This is a genomic window from Streptomyces capparidis (genome assembly GCF_054782095.1).
On record NZ_BAAGTD010000003.1, the window covers coordinates 95,536 to 110,411 of the forward strand.

The window sequence follows — 14,876 nt, forward strand, 5'->3', positions numbered from 1 at the left end:
TGAGGGCTTGCTCGCGGGTGCCGTGCCGGGGGTGCCGTGCTCAGGGGTGCTGGCAGGAGACGGCGACGACCTCGCCGGTCATGTAGGAGCTGTAGTCGCCGGCCAGGAAGACGATCACGTCGGCCACCTCCCGCGGCTCGGCGGCCCGGCCGAACGCCTCCCGCCGCGCGAGGTCGGCCAGCAACTCCTCGCTGCTGGTCCTGGCCAGGTGCGGGTGCATGGCCAGGGACGGGGCGACGGCGTTGACGCGCACCCCGTACTCGGCGGCCTCCACGGCGGCGCAGCGGGTCAGCGCCATCACTCCCGCCTTGGCCGCGGCGTAGTGGGCCTGCCCGGCCTGGGCGCGCCAGCCGAGCACCGAGGCGTTGTTGACGATCACTCCGCGGCGCCTGGCCCGCATCAGGCGCAGGGCGGCCCGGGTGCAGCGGAAGGTGCCGGTGAGGGTGGTGTCCAGGACGCGGTGCCACTGCTCGTCGGTCATCTCGGTGAGGGCGGCGAGCCCGCCGAGGCCGGCGTTGTTGACGAGGACGTCCAGGGCGCCGAGCGCGCCGGTGGCGGCGGTGAACATCCGCTGGACCTGGTCCTCGTCGGTGACGTCGCAGGGGATGGCGGCGGGGCGGCGGCCGGTGAGGTCGGCCAGGCGGTCGGCGGCCTCGGCGAGGCGGCGCTCGTGGCGGTCGCTGATGGCCACGGCGGCGCCCTCCTCGGCGAGGCGCAGCGCGGTGGCGAACCCGATGCCGGTGCCCGCCGCCGCGGTGACCAGGGCCGTCCGGCCGGCGAGGAGGGCGTGGGAGGGGTGCGGGGCGGGAGTGGGCGGGGTGGGCGGCTGCGCCTCGCCCGGCCGGTCCTGCCCGGTCACGGGCGGGGCTCCCGCGGCAGGCCGAGGACGCGCTCCGCGATCACGTTGCGCTGGATCTCGCTGGAGCCGCCGTAGATGGTGTCGGCGCGGCTGAACAGGAACAGGTGCTGGAGCGGGTCCAGCTCGTACGGCAGGGCGCGGGCGACGGTGGCGGCGGGGCCGCGCACCTCCACGGCGAGCTCGCCCAGGCGCCGGTGCCAGGTGCTCCACAGCAGCTTGGCGACGCTGGCCGCGCCCGGGTCGGGGGTGCCCAGGGTGCACAGGGCGTTCCAGCGCAGCACCCGCAGGTCGGCCCAGAGGCGGGTGAGGCGCTCGCGGATCACCGGGTCCCGGTCGGCGCCGCTGTCGCGGGCGGCGTCCAGGACGGCGCGCAGCTCGCGGGCGAAGCCGATCTGCTGGCCGAGGGTGGCCACGCCCCGCTCGTACGCCAGCAGGGTCATCGCGACCCGCCAGCCGTCGCCCTCGGCGCCCACCCGGTGCTCGGCGCGGGCGCCGTCGAGGAACACCTCGTTGAACTCGGCGCCGCCGGTCGGTTGGCGGATGGGGCGCACCCGGACGCCGGGCTGGTCCATGGGCAGCAGCAGGAAGGAGATGCCGCGGTGGCGGCGGGAGCCGGGCTCGGTCCTGGCCAGCACGAAGCACCAGTCGGCCTCGTGGGCGAGGGAGGTCCAGACCTTCTGGCCGGTGACGAGGTAGCCGCCGCCGTCCCGGACCGCCCGGGTGCGCAGGGAGGCGAGGTCGGAGCCCGCGCCGGGCTCGCTGTAGCCCTGGCACCACAGCTCCTCGCCGCGGGCGACCGGGGGCAGGAACCGCTCCTTCAGCTCCTCGGTGCCCCAGGTCAGCAGGGTGGGCGCCAGCAGGTGCTCGCCGATGTGCCCGGCGCGGGGCGGGGCGGCGGCGCGGGCGTACTCCTCGTTGAACACCACCTGCCGGGTGAGGGTGGCGCGGCGGTTGCCGTACGCGCCGTCCCAGCCGAGCCCGATCCACCCCGCCCGGCCGAGCTCCCGCTCCCACCGCCTGCGCTCGTCCACGGACGGCGTGCGGCCGTCCGCGGCGCGCAGGTGCCGGAAGGGGCCTTCGAGCCGCTCGGTGAGCCACTGCCTGACCTCGCCGCGGAATTCCTCGTCCGCGGGCCCGAACCGGAAGTCCATCAGCCCGCCCGCTTCCGGTCCGCCGCCGCCCGCGCCATCTCCTCCAGGCGCGCCAGCATCGGCATCGGGTCCGTGCCCACCGTCCCGGGCAGGAAGTCCGCGATCCGGCGCGGGGTCCAGCCGCCCTCCGCGTAGGCGGCGCGCAGTTCGCGGGGCTGCGCCCACACCGCGATCTTGGGCCCGGCCACGGTGTAGACCTGCCCGGTGACGCCCCGGGCCAGGTCGGAGAGCAGGTACACCACCAGCGGCGCCACGTCCTCGGGCGCGCCGATCTCGGTCAGCTCCATGGGCACGTTCGCCGACATGCGGGTGCGGGCCACGGGCGCGACGCAGTTGGCGGTCACGCCGTACTTGTGCAGGCCCAGCGCCGCGCTGCGCACCAGCGAGATCACGCCGCCCTTGGCCGCGCTGTAGTTGGCCTGGCTGACGCTGCCCTGGTGGTTGCCGCTGGTGAAGCCGACCAGGGCGCCGGAGCGCTGGGCGCGGAAGCGGGCGGCCGCCGCGCGGAAGACCGTGAAGGTGCCCTTGAGGTGGGTGGCGATCACCGGGTCCCACTCCGCCTCGGACATGTTGAACAGCATCCGCTCGCGCAGGATCCCGGCCACGCACACCGCGCCGTCGATCCGCCCGAACGCCTCCACGGCGGCCTCCACCACCCGGGCGCCGCCCGCCATGGTGGACACGTCGTCGGCGACGGCCACCGCCCGCCCGCCCGCGGCCTCGATCTCCGTGACGACGGCGGTGGCGACCTCGCTGGAGGGCGCGCTGCCGTCCACGGACACCCCCAGGTCGCCGACGACCACGCGCGCGCCCTCGGCGGCGCAGGCCAGGGCGACGGCCCGGCCGATGCCGCGGCCCGCGCCGGTCACCGCGACGACCTTGCCGTCCAGGAACGCCTCGTTGCTGTCGGCCACGTCAACACCCTCCCCGCATATCTGACGGGTCGTTAGATTTGACTGCCATCGGAGTCTAGGAGCTTCGGGAGGGAAGCGCCATGCCGTTGCCTGAGCCGTTCCCCGAGATCGCCGGGCGGGTCAACAACTGGGGCCGCTGGGGACGGGACGACGAGATCGGCACGCTCAACCTGATCACCGCGGGCGCGGTGCGGGCCGCCGCCGCCTGCGTGCGCTCCGGGCGGCGCTTCCTGCTGGCCGTGCCGCTGCGGCAGGACGGCGTGCAGACCGGCCTGATGCCCGGCCGCGTCAACCCGCTGCACGCCATGACCGCGGTCAACCGGGAGCTGTTCGGCCCCGGCACCGTGGCGTGCAGCGACGACATGGTGACGATGGGCCTCCAGGCGGCCACCCACTGGGACGCGCTGCCCCACGTGTCGCACTCCGGACTGCTGTACAACGGCCGCCCGGCGGGCTCCGTCACCGCGCACGGCGGCGCCCGCCACAGCGGCATCGACACGGCGGGCCCGGTGCTCTCCCGCGGGGTGCTGCTGGACGTGGCGCGGGCCGCCGGGCTGGAGCGGCTCCCGGTGGACGCCGCGGTGGGGCCGCCGGAGCTGGAGGCGGCGCAGGAGCTGGCCGGGACCCGGGTCGGGGCGGGCGACATCGTGCTGGTGCGCACCGGCCAGATGGCCCGCTACCTGGCGGGCGACCGCGAGGGCTACGCGTACCCGAGCCCCGGCCTGTCGCTGCGCGCGCCGGAGTGGTTCCACGCGCGGGACGTGGCGGCGGTGGCCACCGACACCCTGACGTTCGAGGTCTTCCCGCCGGAGGTGGCGGGCCTGTGGCTGCCGGTGCACGCCCTGCACCTGGTGGAGATGGGCATGCCGCAGGGCCAGAACTGGAACCTGGAGGAGCTGGCCGCCGACTGCGCCGCCGACGGCAGATACGCGTTCCTGCTGTCGGCGCCGCCGGAGCCGGTGCGGGGGGCGACGGGCGGCCCGGTCGCCCCCGTCGCCGTCAAATGACCCCGGCCGTCACCCGGCCCCGACCGTCACCCCGCCCCGGCCGGTCGGCGGGACGGCGGCCCGGTCAGCTCCAGCCCGCCGCCACCCGGCCGTCCACCGCGGGGCCGCCGTGCAGCGTCGGGCTGACCCGGTCCAGCTCGCACCACACGCGCTTGCCCGCGCCCTCGCGCTGCCAGCCCCAGCGGTCGGCGAGCCCGCCGACCAGTTCGAGGCCGCGCCCGCCCGTCTCGTCGTTGCCCGCGCAACGGGGCAGCGGCGGCAGGGAGCTGGCGTCGGTGACCTCGATCCGGACCGTGCCCCGGTCCCGCCCCGGGCCCGCGCCCCGGAACAGCAGCCGCAGCACCGCCGGGCAGCCGGTGTGCACCACGGCGTTGGTGACCAGCTCGGAGATGATGAGCACCAGTGCCTCGCACAGCGGCTCGTCCGGATCCACCCCCGTCCGCGCCAGCCGGGAGCGCGCCCAGCGTCTGGCCCGGCCGACCTCGGCGGGATCCGGCTCAACCGTCAACTGCACCTGAAGCACCTGCACCGCTACACCATCCGAACCGGCGGACACACAGCCCCACGCCCTCGCAGCGCTACCCAGAGTGACTCGCGTGGAATCCAGCATGATTGACGCAGAGTCACGCCATCAAGCGTTTCGGTGATATTCCGGCGCAAGGGCCCACGCGTGCTGCATACTACGGCGCTCGCCGGGCTCACCGGGCGCCACCGGCCGGTCGCACCAGCGGCATCACCGGTGGTTTCTCGCATCAGAGCCCGTCGCATGCGACGGAGCGTACCCGAGCGCGGGGCTCCCGCCACCTCGCGCGGCATCACGGTGCGGACACAACCCGCGCCGACGGCCGGTGACCGAACGTGTTCGAATGAGTGTCAGCAAGGAAGGGCGGTGGAGGATTTATTGGCATGCCCACGCCCCTGGTCCAGACCATCCACCCGCCCTGATCCGGTCCTTCTCCGGTGAGCGCGGTTTCGCTGTTGACTCCCGACGCGGTGCCTCCGCCGTCCGTCGGCGACGCCGAGGCCGACCGCGACGGGTGCCACGACGCGGCGTCCGGCGTGGACGGCGTCCCCGGCTCCCGGGGCCCGGCACGCCGCGCGGCGGCGCCAACCGGCCGCGCGGGCCGAGAAGTTGTACCCGAACACCGAGGTGCCGTGGTCCTTCGGCGGGTGGAGCCCGCCCGGGGTGTTCTCCCGGGAGTTCGGCGGGGGCGCCCGGGGTCACAGCGCGGCCGCGAGCGTCTCCTCGTTCGCGGCGTCGTCCGCGTACGCGGTGGCGTGCACCCAGGCCCGCTTCAGATACAGGTGCACGTCCGCCTCCCAGGTGAAGCCCATCCCGCCGTGCACCTGGACGCAGTCCCGCGTGCCGAGCACCGCGGCCTCGTCGGCCAGCAGCTTGGCGGCGGCCACGTCCGCGGCGGAACCGGTCAGGGACGCGGCGTACACGGCGGCCCTGGCCACCTCCACCCGCGCCAGCATGTCGGCGCACAGGTGCTGCACGGCCTGGAACGAGCCGATCGGGCGGCCGAACTGCTCGCGGGTCCTGGCGTGCGCCACGGCCAGGTCCACGGCGCGGCCCGCGATGCCCGACTGGAGCGCGGCGGTGAGCAGCGCCGCGTCACGGCGCAGCCGGAAGGCGTCGGCGGGCAGCGGGTCGCCGCCGGGCAGCGCGCGGACCTCGGCCAGCGGGGTGAGCGGGTCCACGGACGCCACGGGCTCGGCGCGCAGCTTCGCGGGGTCGGCCCGCAGCACCCGGCCCCGCTCCAGGACCAGGACCGCGTCCGCCGCGTCCAGGTGCGCCACCAGCAGCGGGCGCCGGGTGGTGTCGGCGACCGCGACGACCTCGCCGCGGACCAGGCCCGCCGCCAGGTGCGTGCCCACCAGCGGCCCCGGCACCAGGGCCCGGCCCGCCTCCTCGAAGGCGAGCACCGCCTCGGGGGTGCCGAGACCCGCCCCGCCCCGGCTCTCGGGCAGTCGCAGCGCGAACAGGCCCGCCTCGGTGAGGTCCGCCCACACGGCGCGGTCGAAGCCCGGCCCGGCCGCGGCGGCCCGCAGCCGCTCCCGGGGGAAACGCCCGGCCAGCAGCGCCCGGGTGGCCGCCACCAGGTCCCGCTGGTCCTCGGTGAGCCGGAAGTCCACCGCCGCTCACCCGCCCCGGCCCGGCGCCGCCGCCCGGGGCGCGCGCGGCAGCCCGAGCAGCCGCTCGGCGACGATGGTGCGCTGGATCTGCGAGGTCCCGGCGGCGATGGTGTACGACAGGGCGGACAGCCGGGACCGCGCCAGCGGGTCGTCGGCGCGCAGGGCGCCGCGGCCCAGCACCGCCGCGGCGGCGTCGAACAGCTCCTGGCGGGCGTGCGAGTACCGCAGCTTGAACACCGATCCGGACACGCCCGGCACACCGTCGCCCGCCTGGGAGGCGTTCCACCGCACCAGCGACCACAGCGCGGAGAACTCCCCGGCCAGCCTTCCGAGCCGCCGCCTGACAACCGGGTCCTCCCAGCGACCGTTGGCGCGGGCCAGCGCGGCCAGCTCCCGCAGGGTGCGGCGGCACGCCACGACCTCGCCGGCGAACGCGGTGCCGCGCTCGAAGGACAGCGTCACCATGGTGACCCGCCACCCGTCGTTCTCGGCGCCCACCCGGTTGGCCACCGGCACCCGCACCCCGTCCAGGAACACCTCGGCGAACTCGGCGGTCCCGGCCAGGGTGCGCAGCGGCCGGACGGTCACGCCCGGGGCGCGCATCGGCAGCGCGAGCCAGGTGACGCCCCGGTGGCCGGGCGCGCGCGGGTCGGTGCGCACCAGCAGCTCGCACCAGTCGGCGACCTGGGCGTGCGAGGTCCAGATCTTGTGTCCGGTCACCACGTAGGCGTCCCCGTCCCGCACCGCCCTGGTGCGCAGCGACGCCAGGTCCGAGCCCGCGTCCGGCTCGCTGAAACCCTGGCACCACACCTCGTCGCCGCGCAGGATCGGCGGCAGCCAGCGGGCGCGCTGCTCGGCGGTGCCCTCGGCGGCGACGGTGGGCCCGGCGTGCAGCAGCCCGACGAAGTTGGCGCCGACGTAAGGGGCCCCGGCCAGTTCCGTCTCCTCCAGGAAGACCAACTGCTCGGCCGGGCCCATGCCCTGCCCGCCGGCGTCCTTCGGCCAGGTCAGGCCCGCGTACCCGGCGTCGTGCACGGCGCGCTGCCAGGCGCTGTCGCGGGCGCGGCGGGCCGGCCAGTCGGCGGGGTCGGGCTCGGGCGGCAGTTGCGGCAGGGCCCGGGCGAGCCAGCAGCGCAGCCGGGCACGGAACGCGGCCTGCCCGGGCGTGTCGGCGAGATCCATCCGCGTCAGCTCCCGTACACCGGCTCGGGCGCGGGCGCCCGCGCCAGCAGCCCCGCCACCACCGGGCCGAGCTCCCCCGGCGCCCAGCGGCGGCCCGCGTCCACGGCCGGGCCCGGCCGCCAGCCGGTGGCCACCGCGACCCGGCCGCCCGCCACCTCGAAGACCCGTCCGGTGACGGCGCCGGAGTGCGCCGAGCCGAGCCACACCACCAGCGGGGAGACGTTGGCCGGGTGGTAGGTGTCGAAGCCGGTCGCGGGCGCGGCCACCTTCGCCGGCATGGCCCGCTCGGTCATCCGGGTGCGGGCGGCCGGGGCGACGGCGTTGACGGTGGCGCCGTAGCGGGCCAGCTCCACGGCGGCGACCTGGGTGAGCGCGACGATCCCGGCCTTGGCTGCGGCGTAGTTGGCCTGCCCGACGCTGCCGAGCAGCCCAGCGCCGGAGGTGGTGTTGACCACCCGGGCGGCGACGGGCCGCCCGGCCTTGGCCCGCTCCCGCCAGTGCGCGGCGGCGTGCCGCAGGGTCGCGGCGTGGCCCTTGAGGTGGACGCGCAGCACCGTGTCCCAGTCGTCCTCGGTGAGCGAGACCACCATCCGGTCCCGCAGCACCCCGGCGTTGTTGACCAGGGTGTCCAGGCGGCCGAACGCGGCCAGCGCCGTCCCGACGAGCTCCCGCGCGCCGTCCCAGGAGCCCACGTCGTGGCCGGAGGCGACCGCGCGGCCCCCCTCGGCGCGGATCTCCTCCACCACAGGACCGGCCGCGTCCCCGAGGTCGTTGACGACGACGGCCGCCCCGGCGCGGGCGAACGCCAGGGCGTGCTCGCGCCCGATGCCCCGCCCGGCGCCGGTGACGATCACGGCCCGCCCGGCGCACAGGTCCGCGTCCCGCGCCTCACCGGTCAAGGCCCAGCTCCAGCATCCGGATGGCGTTGCCGCGCATCAGCTTCCAGACGGTCTCCGCGTCCAGGCCCCGCACGTGGTCCAGCGCGACCTGCTTGGTGTGCGGGAACGTGGAGTCCACGTGCGGGTAGTCCGTCTCGAAGGTGGCGTTGTCCACGCCGACGGTGTCCAGCGACGCCACCCCGTGCCGGTCGCGGAAGAAGCAGCAGAAGATCTGCCGGTAGTAGTAGGTGGACGGCGGCTCCGGCACCAGGTCCCGCACCCCGCCCCAGGCCCGGTGCTCCTCCCACACGTCGTCCGCCCGCTCCAGCGCGTAGGGGATCCAGCCCATCTGGCCCTCGCTGTAGGCGAGCTTCAGGCGCGGGAAGCGCACCAGGACGCCGGAGAAGAGGAAGTCCATCATCGACGCCATGGCGTTGTTGAAGCTCAGCGACGCCTGCACGGCCGGCGGCGCGTCCGGGGAGGCGGCGGGCATCTGCGACGACGACCCGATGTGCATGTTCACCACCGTGCCGGTGTCCTCGCAGGCGGCGAAGAACGGGTCCCAGTGGCCGCTGTGGATGCTGGGCAGGCCCAGGTGGGTGGGGATCTCGCTGAAGGTGACGGCGCGCACCCCGCGGGCGGCGTTGCGCCGGATCTCGGCGACGGCCAGGGCGACGTCCCACAGCGGGATCAGGCACAGCGGGATCAGCCGGCCGCCGCTGTCGCCGCACCACTCCTCGACCATCCAGTCGTTGTAGGCGCGCACGCAGGCGAGCGCGACCTCCTTGTCCCTGGCCTCGGCGAAGGTCTGGCCGCAGAAGCGGGGGAAGGTCGGGAAGCACAGGGAGGCCTCGACGTGGTTGAGGTCCATGTCGGCCAGCCGCGCCACCGGGTCCCAGCAGCCGCGCCGCATCTCGTCGCGGGTGATGCCCTCCAGCGTCATCTCGTCGCGGCTGAACCCGACGGCGGCGATGTTCCGCTTGTACGGGAACCGCAGGTCCTCGTAGATCCACCAGTCGGCGGGCGGCCCGTCCGGGTCCATGGTGATCCGGTACCTCCCGCCGACGTACGCCAGCTCGCCGATGCCGGTCCGCAGCGGCTGGGGGCCGGCGTCGCGGTACTTGGCCGGCAGCCAGGTGCGGAAGAGGTGCTCGGGTTCGATGACGTGGTCGTCGACGCTGACGATCCGCGGCAGATCGCCGTCCGGCACGGACTCGGCGCGCACTCCGGCTGCGGTGGCTCCCGATGTGGTCATCGCGGTCTCCCGACGGGACGCGTTATCTGATGGTCCGTCAGACAGGACCCGCAAACAAGCTAGCCCCACCACGAACCCGAGGCAAGCAACCCACGGGGGCGCACTGGGGGTGGGGGGGTTGGGGCGGGGCTCGAAGGCGGGGGCCGGTCGGCGGCCCCGAGTCGGGCCCGCGGGCGGGGGCCCGGAGCGCGACCTCCGGCGGACGAGGGCAGGCCGCCCGGGCTCCGAGGGCGGCGAAGCCACGGGAACTCGCGGACGGCGGCCCTCCCAACGGGGGTCCGGGGGGGCGGGACCATCCGGCCTCCCGAGGAACACCCCCGCCCCCCCACCCACGAGGGGGTGACGGGCGGGCGGGGAGGCCGTACGCTCCGGAGACAGCGAACTGACATGTCGTCAGATGGGATGCCAAGCCATGCCCGCTCGCCCCGTCCCGGAGGCCGCTCTCGCCGACTCGGCCACCCTCTGGCAGTTGGTGGCGCGCCGCGCCGCCCTCACCCCGGACGCCCCCATGCTGCTGGACCCGGACGGCCGCCGCCTGACCTTCGCCGGGTTCGCCGCCGCCGCGGAGCGCGCCGCCGCCGGCCTCCTCGCGCTCGGCGCCGGACCCGGCGCCCGGGTCGCCTGGCAGTTGCCCACCCGGATCGAGACCGTGGTCGCCTCGGCCGCCCTGGCCAGGCTCGGCGCCGTCCAGGTCCCGCTCATCGCGGCGCACCGGGACCGCGAGGTCGGCTTCGCGCTCGACCGGGCCGACCCCGACCTCGTCCTCACCCCGGGCCGGTGGCGCGGCTTCGACCACACCGCGATGGCCGAGCGGCTCGGCGCCCGGCGGGTCGCGGAGGCGTACGCCGCGCTGCCCGGCGCCGACCCGGCCGCCCTGCCGCCCCCGCCCCCGCCCGCGGACGGCGACGAGGTGCGCTGGATCTTCTACACCTCGGGCACCACCGCCGACCCGAAGGGCGTGCTGCACACCGACCGCTCGCTGCTCACCGCGGGCGCCTGCCTGGCCGGGGCGATCGAGGCGGGCCCGCACGACGTGGGCTCCGTGGCGTTCCCGTACGCGCACATCGGCGGCGCCGACTACCTGGTGACGATGCTGCTGCGCGGCTTCCCCGCGCTGCTGCTGGAACGGTTCGCGCTGCCCGAGGCGCTGCCCGCCTACCGCGCGCACCGCGTCACCCTCGCCGGCGGCAGCACCGCGTTCTACACCGCCTTCCTCGACCAGCAGCGCAGGCTCCCCCCGGACACCCGGCTGCTGCCCTCGCTGCGGCTGCTGGCCGGCGGCGGCGCGCCCCGGCCGCCCGGGCTGTACCACGCGGTGCGGCGCGAGCTGGGCTGCGAGCTGGCCCACGGCTACGGCATGACCGAGGCCCCGATGATCACCATGGGCTCGCCGCGGGACACCGAGGAGCAGCTCGCCCACACCGAGGGCCGCCCGCCGGAGTCAATGGAGATCCGGGTGGCGGCGCCGGACGGACGGCCCGCCGCGCCGGGCGAGGACGGCGAGATCCTGCTGCGCGGCCCCGCGGTGTGCCGCGGCTACACCGACCCCGAGCTGACCCGCGCCGCGTTCGACGCCGAGGGGTTCCTGCGCACCGGGGACGTCGGGCACCTGCGCGCCGACGGGCACCTGGTGCTCACCGGGCGGCTGAAGGACATCATCATCCGCAAGGGCGAGAACGTCTCCGCGCGCGAGGTGGAGGAGCTGCTGCACCGGCACCCCGCGGTGCGGGACGTGGCCGTGATCGGCCTGCCGGACCCGGTGCGCGGCGAGCGCGTCTGCGCCGTGGTGGAGCCGGCCGAAGGGGCGGCCCCGCCGACCCTGGCCGCGCTGGCGGAGTTCCTGCGCGCCGCGGGGCTGATGCCGCAGAAAATCCCGGAGCAACTGGAGCTGGTGGACCGGCTGCCCCGCAACGCCACCCTGGGCAAGGTCGTCAAGCAGGCCCTGCGGGAGCGGTTCTCCGGCCGTCCCCGGCCGTGACCGCGGGCGGGCTCAGGCCGGCAGCCGCAGCGGCTCGGCGTCGTCGTCCACCGCGCTGTCCAGCTCCGGGTAGATGTCGAACAGGGTCCGCACCCCCAGGGCCGCGAACACCCGGTTGACGTGCGCGCCCTCCTGCGGCATCACCAGGCGCAGCCCGCCGTTGCAGGACCGCAGCAGCCGCCGCGAGGCGATCAGCACGTTGATGCCGCTGGAGTCGCAGAACGTCAGCCCGCTCAGGTCGAGCACGACCCGCCGTTCCCCGTCGGCCACCGCCGAGTGCACACGCCGCCGGACCGCGGGGGAGGACACCAGGTCCAGCTCGCCCTCGACCCGCAGGACCGTCCACCCTCGCCGCTCGCCATTCGTCACCTTAAGCGCCACGCGGTCGCTTTCCCTTCTTCATGGCTCTCCACGGCGGCTACCGCCCGAGTACCCGGCGCGCCCCTCGCGCAACCCCCGCTCCGGACGAGTGGAAGCGACCTTACGCTCTGCGCGCCCCGGGTGACAGGGCGCACCCCCCTCAACCGCTCCCCGCGCCGGTCGCGTTCGGCCGGGAAGATCGCCCCAACCATGCGAACCCGGACACCCCTCCTCGGACAAAAGCGTATACAAGGCGTGAAACCGCGGCCTTCTCCCAGTTCCTCCCCCGGGGTTCCGGCAAAGGAGCGCACGCCGTCGCCCAACGCCGATACATTCGAGCAAGCCGCACACACGCCAACCGACGGGCACGGCCCGCTCGAGCAGGAGGACCAGCAGACCGGGAACGGTGGCATCCATGGCAAGCCCAGCACCGCTTCAATGGGACCGGCAGATGCAGCAGCGCCTCGCCCGCGGCGAGGAGTCGGCGCTCGGTGAGCTGTACGACCGTTTCGCCTCGCTGGTGCACCACCTGGCCAACAGAATCACCGACGACCCCGAGGCCGCGGAGCGGATCACCGCCGAGGTCTTCGCCCTCATCTGGGAGAACCCGGGCGCCTACGACCCCGGGCAGGGCTCGATGCGCTCCTGGGTGGCCTCCCTCACCCACCGGCAGGCCGTCCACCGGCTGCGGCAGTCCGCGTACGCCTCCGGCGGCGGGCCGGACGAGGTCGAGGCCGAGGTGCGCGCCGCCTCCGCCGCGGCCCGCGCCGACTACATCGTCTCCGCCATGCCCCGGCCGCTGCGCCGCGCCCTGGAGCTGACCTACCACCGGGAGCGCGACTACCGGCAGACCGCGCGGGAGCTCGGCGTCTCCCCGGCCGAGGCCAGGCGCAGGCTGCGGCTCGGTCTGCAACTGCTGTCCACCGCGGCGGAGCCCATGGAGGAACGGCCGTGAGTCCCCGTCCCCTGCCCCTCCCGGAGAACCCGCCCGCCCGGACGGCGGACGGTCGGCCTCCGGCCGGGACGCCCCCGGACGAGGCGCCCGCGGACGGCAGACGCCGGGAGCGGGCCCCGCGCCCGCCCGCGGACGACGCCGCCGAGCCGCTGCCGCCCGACGACCACGGCGCGCTGCGCTCCCTGCTCGGCGCGTGGGCGCTGCACGCCTGCCCGCCCGCCGAGCACGCCGCGGTGGAGCGGCACCTCGCGGGCTGCCCGTCCTGCCGCGCCGAGGGCGCGCGGCTGCGCGAGGCCGTGCGCTGGCTCACCCCCGCCGACCCGCTCGACCTGGACCCGCTGCTGCGCGCCCGGGTGCTCGACGGCTGCCTCGGCCGCCGCCCGGCCCGGGTGCCCGTCCCCGACTGGGTGGCGCCCTACACCGCCGAGACCGCCAGGCTGGACGCGCTGCTGGCCTCGCTGAACTCCGGCGAGTGGGACACCGTCGTGCACCTGGTGTGGACCGGCGGCTCCCGGGCCTTCACCGTCGCGGGCGTCCTCGGCCACCTCACCGCCGTGGACGGCCTGGTCTGCCCGGCGCTCGGCCTGGACGACCCGCTGGGCCCGGGCGCGCCGCTCGACCCGCTGGAGCGCACCGAGGTGTTCGAGCGGCTGCACTGCTCCCGCGGCCCCGGCGAGCTGCGGGCGCTGTGGCGGGCGCAGACCCACGCGGTGGTGCGCCACGCCGCGTTCGCCGGCGACGACGCCGGGCGGCGGGAGGTCGACTACGGCGGCCCCGCGCTCACCGTCCCCGACTCGTTCCTCGACCGGGCCTTCGAGTGCTGGATGCACGCCGACGACATAGCCCGGGCCGTGGACTACCCGTACGACCCGCCCGCTCCCGAGCACCTGGGCGCGATGATCCGCATGGCCGCCCGGCAGCTCCCGCACGCCGTCGCCGGCCGCCGCAGGCAGGGCCTCGCCAACTCCAGGGCCCGCCTGGTGGAGGCGGGCACCCCGGGGCGCTGCGTGCTGCTGGAGATCGAGGGCCCGGGCGGCGGGGAGTTCCCCGTCGCGCTGGACTCGCCCGCGGCCGTGCCGGTGCGGGAGCGCAGCGTGGCCTGCATCGCGCTGGACGGCATCGAGTTCTGCCACCTCACCGCGGGCCGCCGCGACCCGGAGGGCATCGCCGCGGGCGTCGAGGGCGACCCGGACGCGGTCCGCGACGTGCTGTACGCGGCGGCTTCGCTGTCGAGGCTATGACGGGCCCCTGGTGACGGCCCTCCCACGACGGCCTCCCGCGACGGCCCTCGTGTGCAGGCGCTCAGGCGAAGACCACGGTACGGGTGCCGTTCAGCAGCACCCGGTGCTCGCTGTGCCACTTCACGGCGCGGGCCAGGGCCTGGCACTCCACGTCACGGCCGACCGCGACGAGCTGGTCGGGGGTGGCCCAGTGCCCGACCCGCTCGACCTCCTGCTCGATGATCGGGCCCTCGTCGAGGTCCGCCGTCACATAGTGCGCGGTGGCGCCGATCAGCTTGACGCCGCGGGCGTGCGCCTGGTGGTAGGGCTTGGCGCCCTTGAAGCTCGGCAGGAACGAGTGGTGGATGTTGATGATCCGGCCCGCCAGCGCCCGGCACAGCCCGTCGGAGAGGACCTGCATGTAGCGGGCCAGCACGACCAGCTCCACGCCCTCGTTCTCGACGATCTTCAGCAGCTCCGCCTCGGCCTCGGCCTTGTTGTCCTTGGTCACCGGGAGGTGGTGGAACGGCACCCCGTGGGAGGCGGCGAGCTCGCGGAAGTCGGTGTGGTTGGAGACGACGGCGGCGACCTCCACGGGCAGGGCGCCGATGCTGGTGCGGAACAGCAGGTCGTTCAGGCAGTGCCCGAACCTGCTGACCATGAGCAGCACCCGCATCTTGCGGTTCGCGTCGTGCAACTGCCAGTCCATCCGGAAGGACTCGGCGACGGCGGTGAAGCTGGCCCGCAGCTTCTCCAGCGTGACGTGCGGCTCCGCGGAGAAGTGCACCCGCATGAAGAACAGCTCCGAGTCCCGGTCCTTGAACTGCTGGCTGTCCTCGATGTTGCAGCCGGTCATGAACAGGTAGCTGGACACGGCGTGCACGATGCCCTGCCGGTCCGGGCAGGCCAGGGTGAGCACGAACTGCTGCTCGGGCTGCGACGACTCGCTCACGGACAATTCCTCTCGCTCCGGATGGA

Annotated in this window: 14 protein-coding genes; 4 read left to right on the top strand and 10 right to left on the bottom strand. The window is 75.6% G+C overall.

Going from position 1 to position 14,876, the window contains the following annotated elements; genetic code table 11:
• Positions 1-40: 40 nt before the first annotated feature.
• Genes ACYVO2_RS03855 through ACYVO2_RS03865 form a run of 3 tightly spaced genes read right to left on the bottom strand, consistent with a single transcriptional unit; the run spans position 41 to position 2,924 of the window.
• Entirely contained in the window at positions 41-859 is an 819-nt protein-coding gene (locus ACYVO2_RS03855; RefSeq protein WP_461006123.1) for an SDR family oxidoreductase, read from the bottom strand.
• Complete coding sequence (locus tag ACYVO2_RS03860; protein WP_461006124.1) at positions 856-2,010, bottom strand: acyl-CoA dehydrogenase family protein; 1,155 nt, start codon at positions 2,008-2,010, stop codon at positions 856-858. The genes ACYVO2_RS03855 and ACYVO2_RS03860 overlap by 4 nt, the downstream gene beginning before the upstream one ends.
• The gene (locus ACYVO2_RS03865; RefSeq protein ID WP_461006125.1) at positions 2,010-2,924 is read right to left on the bottom strand and encodes an SDR family oxidoreductase; all 915 of its coding nucleotides are present in this window, start codon (positions 2,922-2,924) and stop codon (positions 2,010-2,012) included. The genes ACYVO2_RS03860 and ACYVO2_RS03865 overlap by 1 nt, the downstream gene beginning before the upstream one ends.
• A gap of 80 nt (positions 2,925-3,004) precedes the next feature.
• Here ACYVO2_RS03865 and ACYVO2_RS03870 point away from each other — a divergent pair, with 80 nt between their 5' ends.
• Positions 3,005-3,931 carry a cyclase family protein gene (locus tag ACYVO2_RS03870; RefSeq protein WP_461006126.1) on the top strand — a complete coding sequence of 309 codons (927 nt, stop codon included), beginning with the start codon at positions 3,005-3,007 and terminating at the stop codon, positions 3,929-3,931.
• Between the two features lie 64 nt (positions 3,932-3,995).
• Here ACYVO2_RS03870 and ACYVO2_RS03875 read toward each other — a convergent pair whose 3' ends face one another.
• The 5 genes from ACYVO2_RS03875 to ACYVO2_RS03895 all read right to left on the bottom strand — a co-directional run bounded on the left by ACYVO2_RS03875 (position 3,996) and on the right by ACYVO2_RS03895 (position 9,385).
• Positions 3,996-4,460 carry an ATP-binding protein gene (locus ACYVO2_RS03875; RefSeq protein ID WP_461006127.1) on the bottom strand — a complete coding sequence of 155 codons (465 nt, stop codon included), beginning with the start codon at positions 4,458-4,460 and terminating at the stop codon, positions 3,996-3,998.
• A 692-nt stretch (positions 4,461-5,152) separates the two neighbouring features.
• Entirely contained in the window at positions 5,153-6,070 is a 918-nt protein-coding gene (locus tag ACYVO2_RS03880) for an acyl-CoA dehydrogenase family protein (RefSeq protein ID WP_461006128.1), read from the bottom strand.
• Positions 6,071-6,076: 6 nt separating this feature from the next.
• Positions 6,077-7,252, bottom strand: coding sequence for an acyl-CoA dehydrogenase family protein (locus tag ACYVO2_RS03885; RefSeq protein WP_461006129.1), 1,176 nt, complete (start codon positions 7,250-7,252; stop codon positions 6,077-6,079).
• A 5-nt stretch (positions 7,253-7,257) separates the two neighbouring features.
• Positions 7,258-8,151, bottom strand: a complete 894-nt coding sequence (locus tag ACYVO2_RS03890) for an SDR family oxidoreductase (protein ID WP_461006130.1) — start codon at positions 8,149-8,151, stop codon at positions 7,258-7,260.
• A complete protein-coding gene (locus tag ACYVO2_RS03895; protein WP_461006131.1) occupies positions 8,141-9,385 on the bottom strand; it encodes an amidohydrolase family protein in 1,245 nt (414 codons plus the stop codon). Before ACYVO2_RS03895 ends, ACYVO2_RS03890 begins: the two co-directional genes overlap by 11 nt.
• Positions 9,386-9,797: 412 nt before the next feature.
• Here ACYVO2_RS03895 and ACYVO2_RS03900 point away from each other — a divergent pair, with 412 nt between their 5' ends.
• Positions 9,798-11,363: a class I adenylate-forming enzyme family protein gene (locus tag ACYVO2_RS03900; RefSeq protein WP_461006132.1), complete on the top strand. Its 1,566-nt coding sequence runs from the start codon at positions 9,798-9,800 to the stop codon at positions 11,361-11,363.
• 12 nt (positions 11,364-11,375) lie between these two features.
• Here the strand turns inward: ACYVO2_RS03900 and ACYVO2_RS03905 are convergent, their stop codons facing one another.
• Positions 11,376-11,744 (bottom strand): STAS domain-containing protein, encoded by a 369-nt coding sequence (locus tag ACYVO2_RS03905; RefSeq protein WP_461006133.1) that lies wholly within the window; start codon positions 11,742-11,744, stop codon positions 11,376-11,378.
• 394 nt (positions 11,745-12,138) lie between these two features.
• Between ACYVO2_RS03905 and ACYVO2_RS03910 the strand changes: the two genes are divergently transcribed.
• Complete coding sequence (locus ACYVO2_RS03910) at positions 12,139-12,678, top strand: sigma-70 family RNA polymerase sigma factor (RefSeq protein ID WP_461006134.1); 540 nt, start codon at positions 12,139-12,141, stop codon at positions 12,676-12,678.
• Entirely contained in the window at positions 12,675-13,919 is a 1,245-nt protein-coding gene (locus ACYVO2_RS03915) for a maleylpyruvate isomerase N-terminal domain-containing protein (RefSeq protein ID WP_461006135.1), read from the top strand. The genes ACYVO2_RS03910 and ACYVO2_RS03915 overlap by 4 nt, the downstream gene beginning before the upstream one ends.
• Positions 13,920-13,980: 61 nt before the next feature.
• Here ACYVO2_RS03915 and purU read toward each other — a convergent pair whose 3' ends face one another.
• Positions 13,981-14,850, bottom strand: coding sequence for a formyltetrahydrofolate deformylase (gene purU / locus ACYVO2_RS03920; protein ID WP_461006136.1), 870 nt, complete (start codon positions 14,848-14,850; stop codon positions 13,981-13,983).
• Between the last annotated feature and the right edge of the window lie 26 nt (positions 14,851-14,876).

What these genes read in the sequence shown, in the direction of transcription:
- ACYVO2_RS03895 (WP_461006131.1), bottom strand. Translation starts at nt 9,385, where the DNA reads ATGACCACATCGGGAGCCACCGCAGCCGGAGTGCGCGCCGAGTCCGTG.
- ACYVO2_RS03910 (WP_461006134.1), top strand. Translation starts at nt 12,139, where the DNA reads ATGGCAAGCCCAGCACCGCTTCAATGGGACCGGCAGATGCAGCAGCGC.
- ACYVO2_RS03870 (WP_461006126.1), top strand. Translation starts at nt 3,005, where the DNA reads ATGCCGTTGCCTGAGCCGTTCCCCGAGATCGCCGGGCGGGTCAACAAC.
- ACYVO2_RS03900 (WP_461006132.1), top strand. Translation starts at nt 9,798, where the DNA reads ATGCCCGCTCGCCCCGTCCCGGAGGCCGCTCTCGCCGACTCGGCCACC.
- ACYVO2_RS03885 (WP_461006129.1), bottom strand. Translation starts at nt 7,252, where the DNA reads ATGGATCTCGCCGACACGCCCGGGCAGGCCGCGTTCCGTGCCCGGCTG.
- ACYVO2_RS03860 (WP_461006124.1), bottom strand. Translation starts at nt 2,010, where the DNA reads ATGGACTTCCGGTTCGGGCCCGCGGACGAGGAATTCCGCGGCGAGGTC.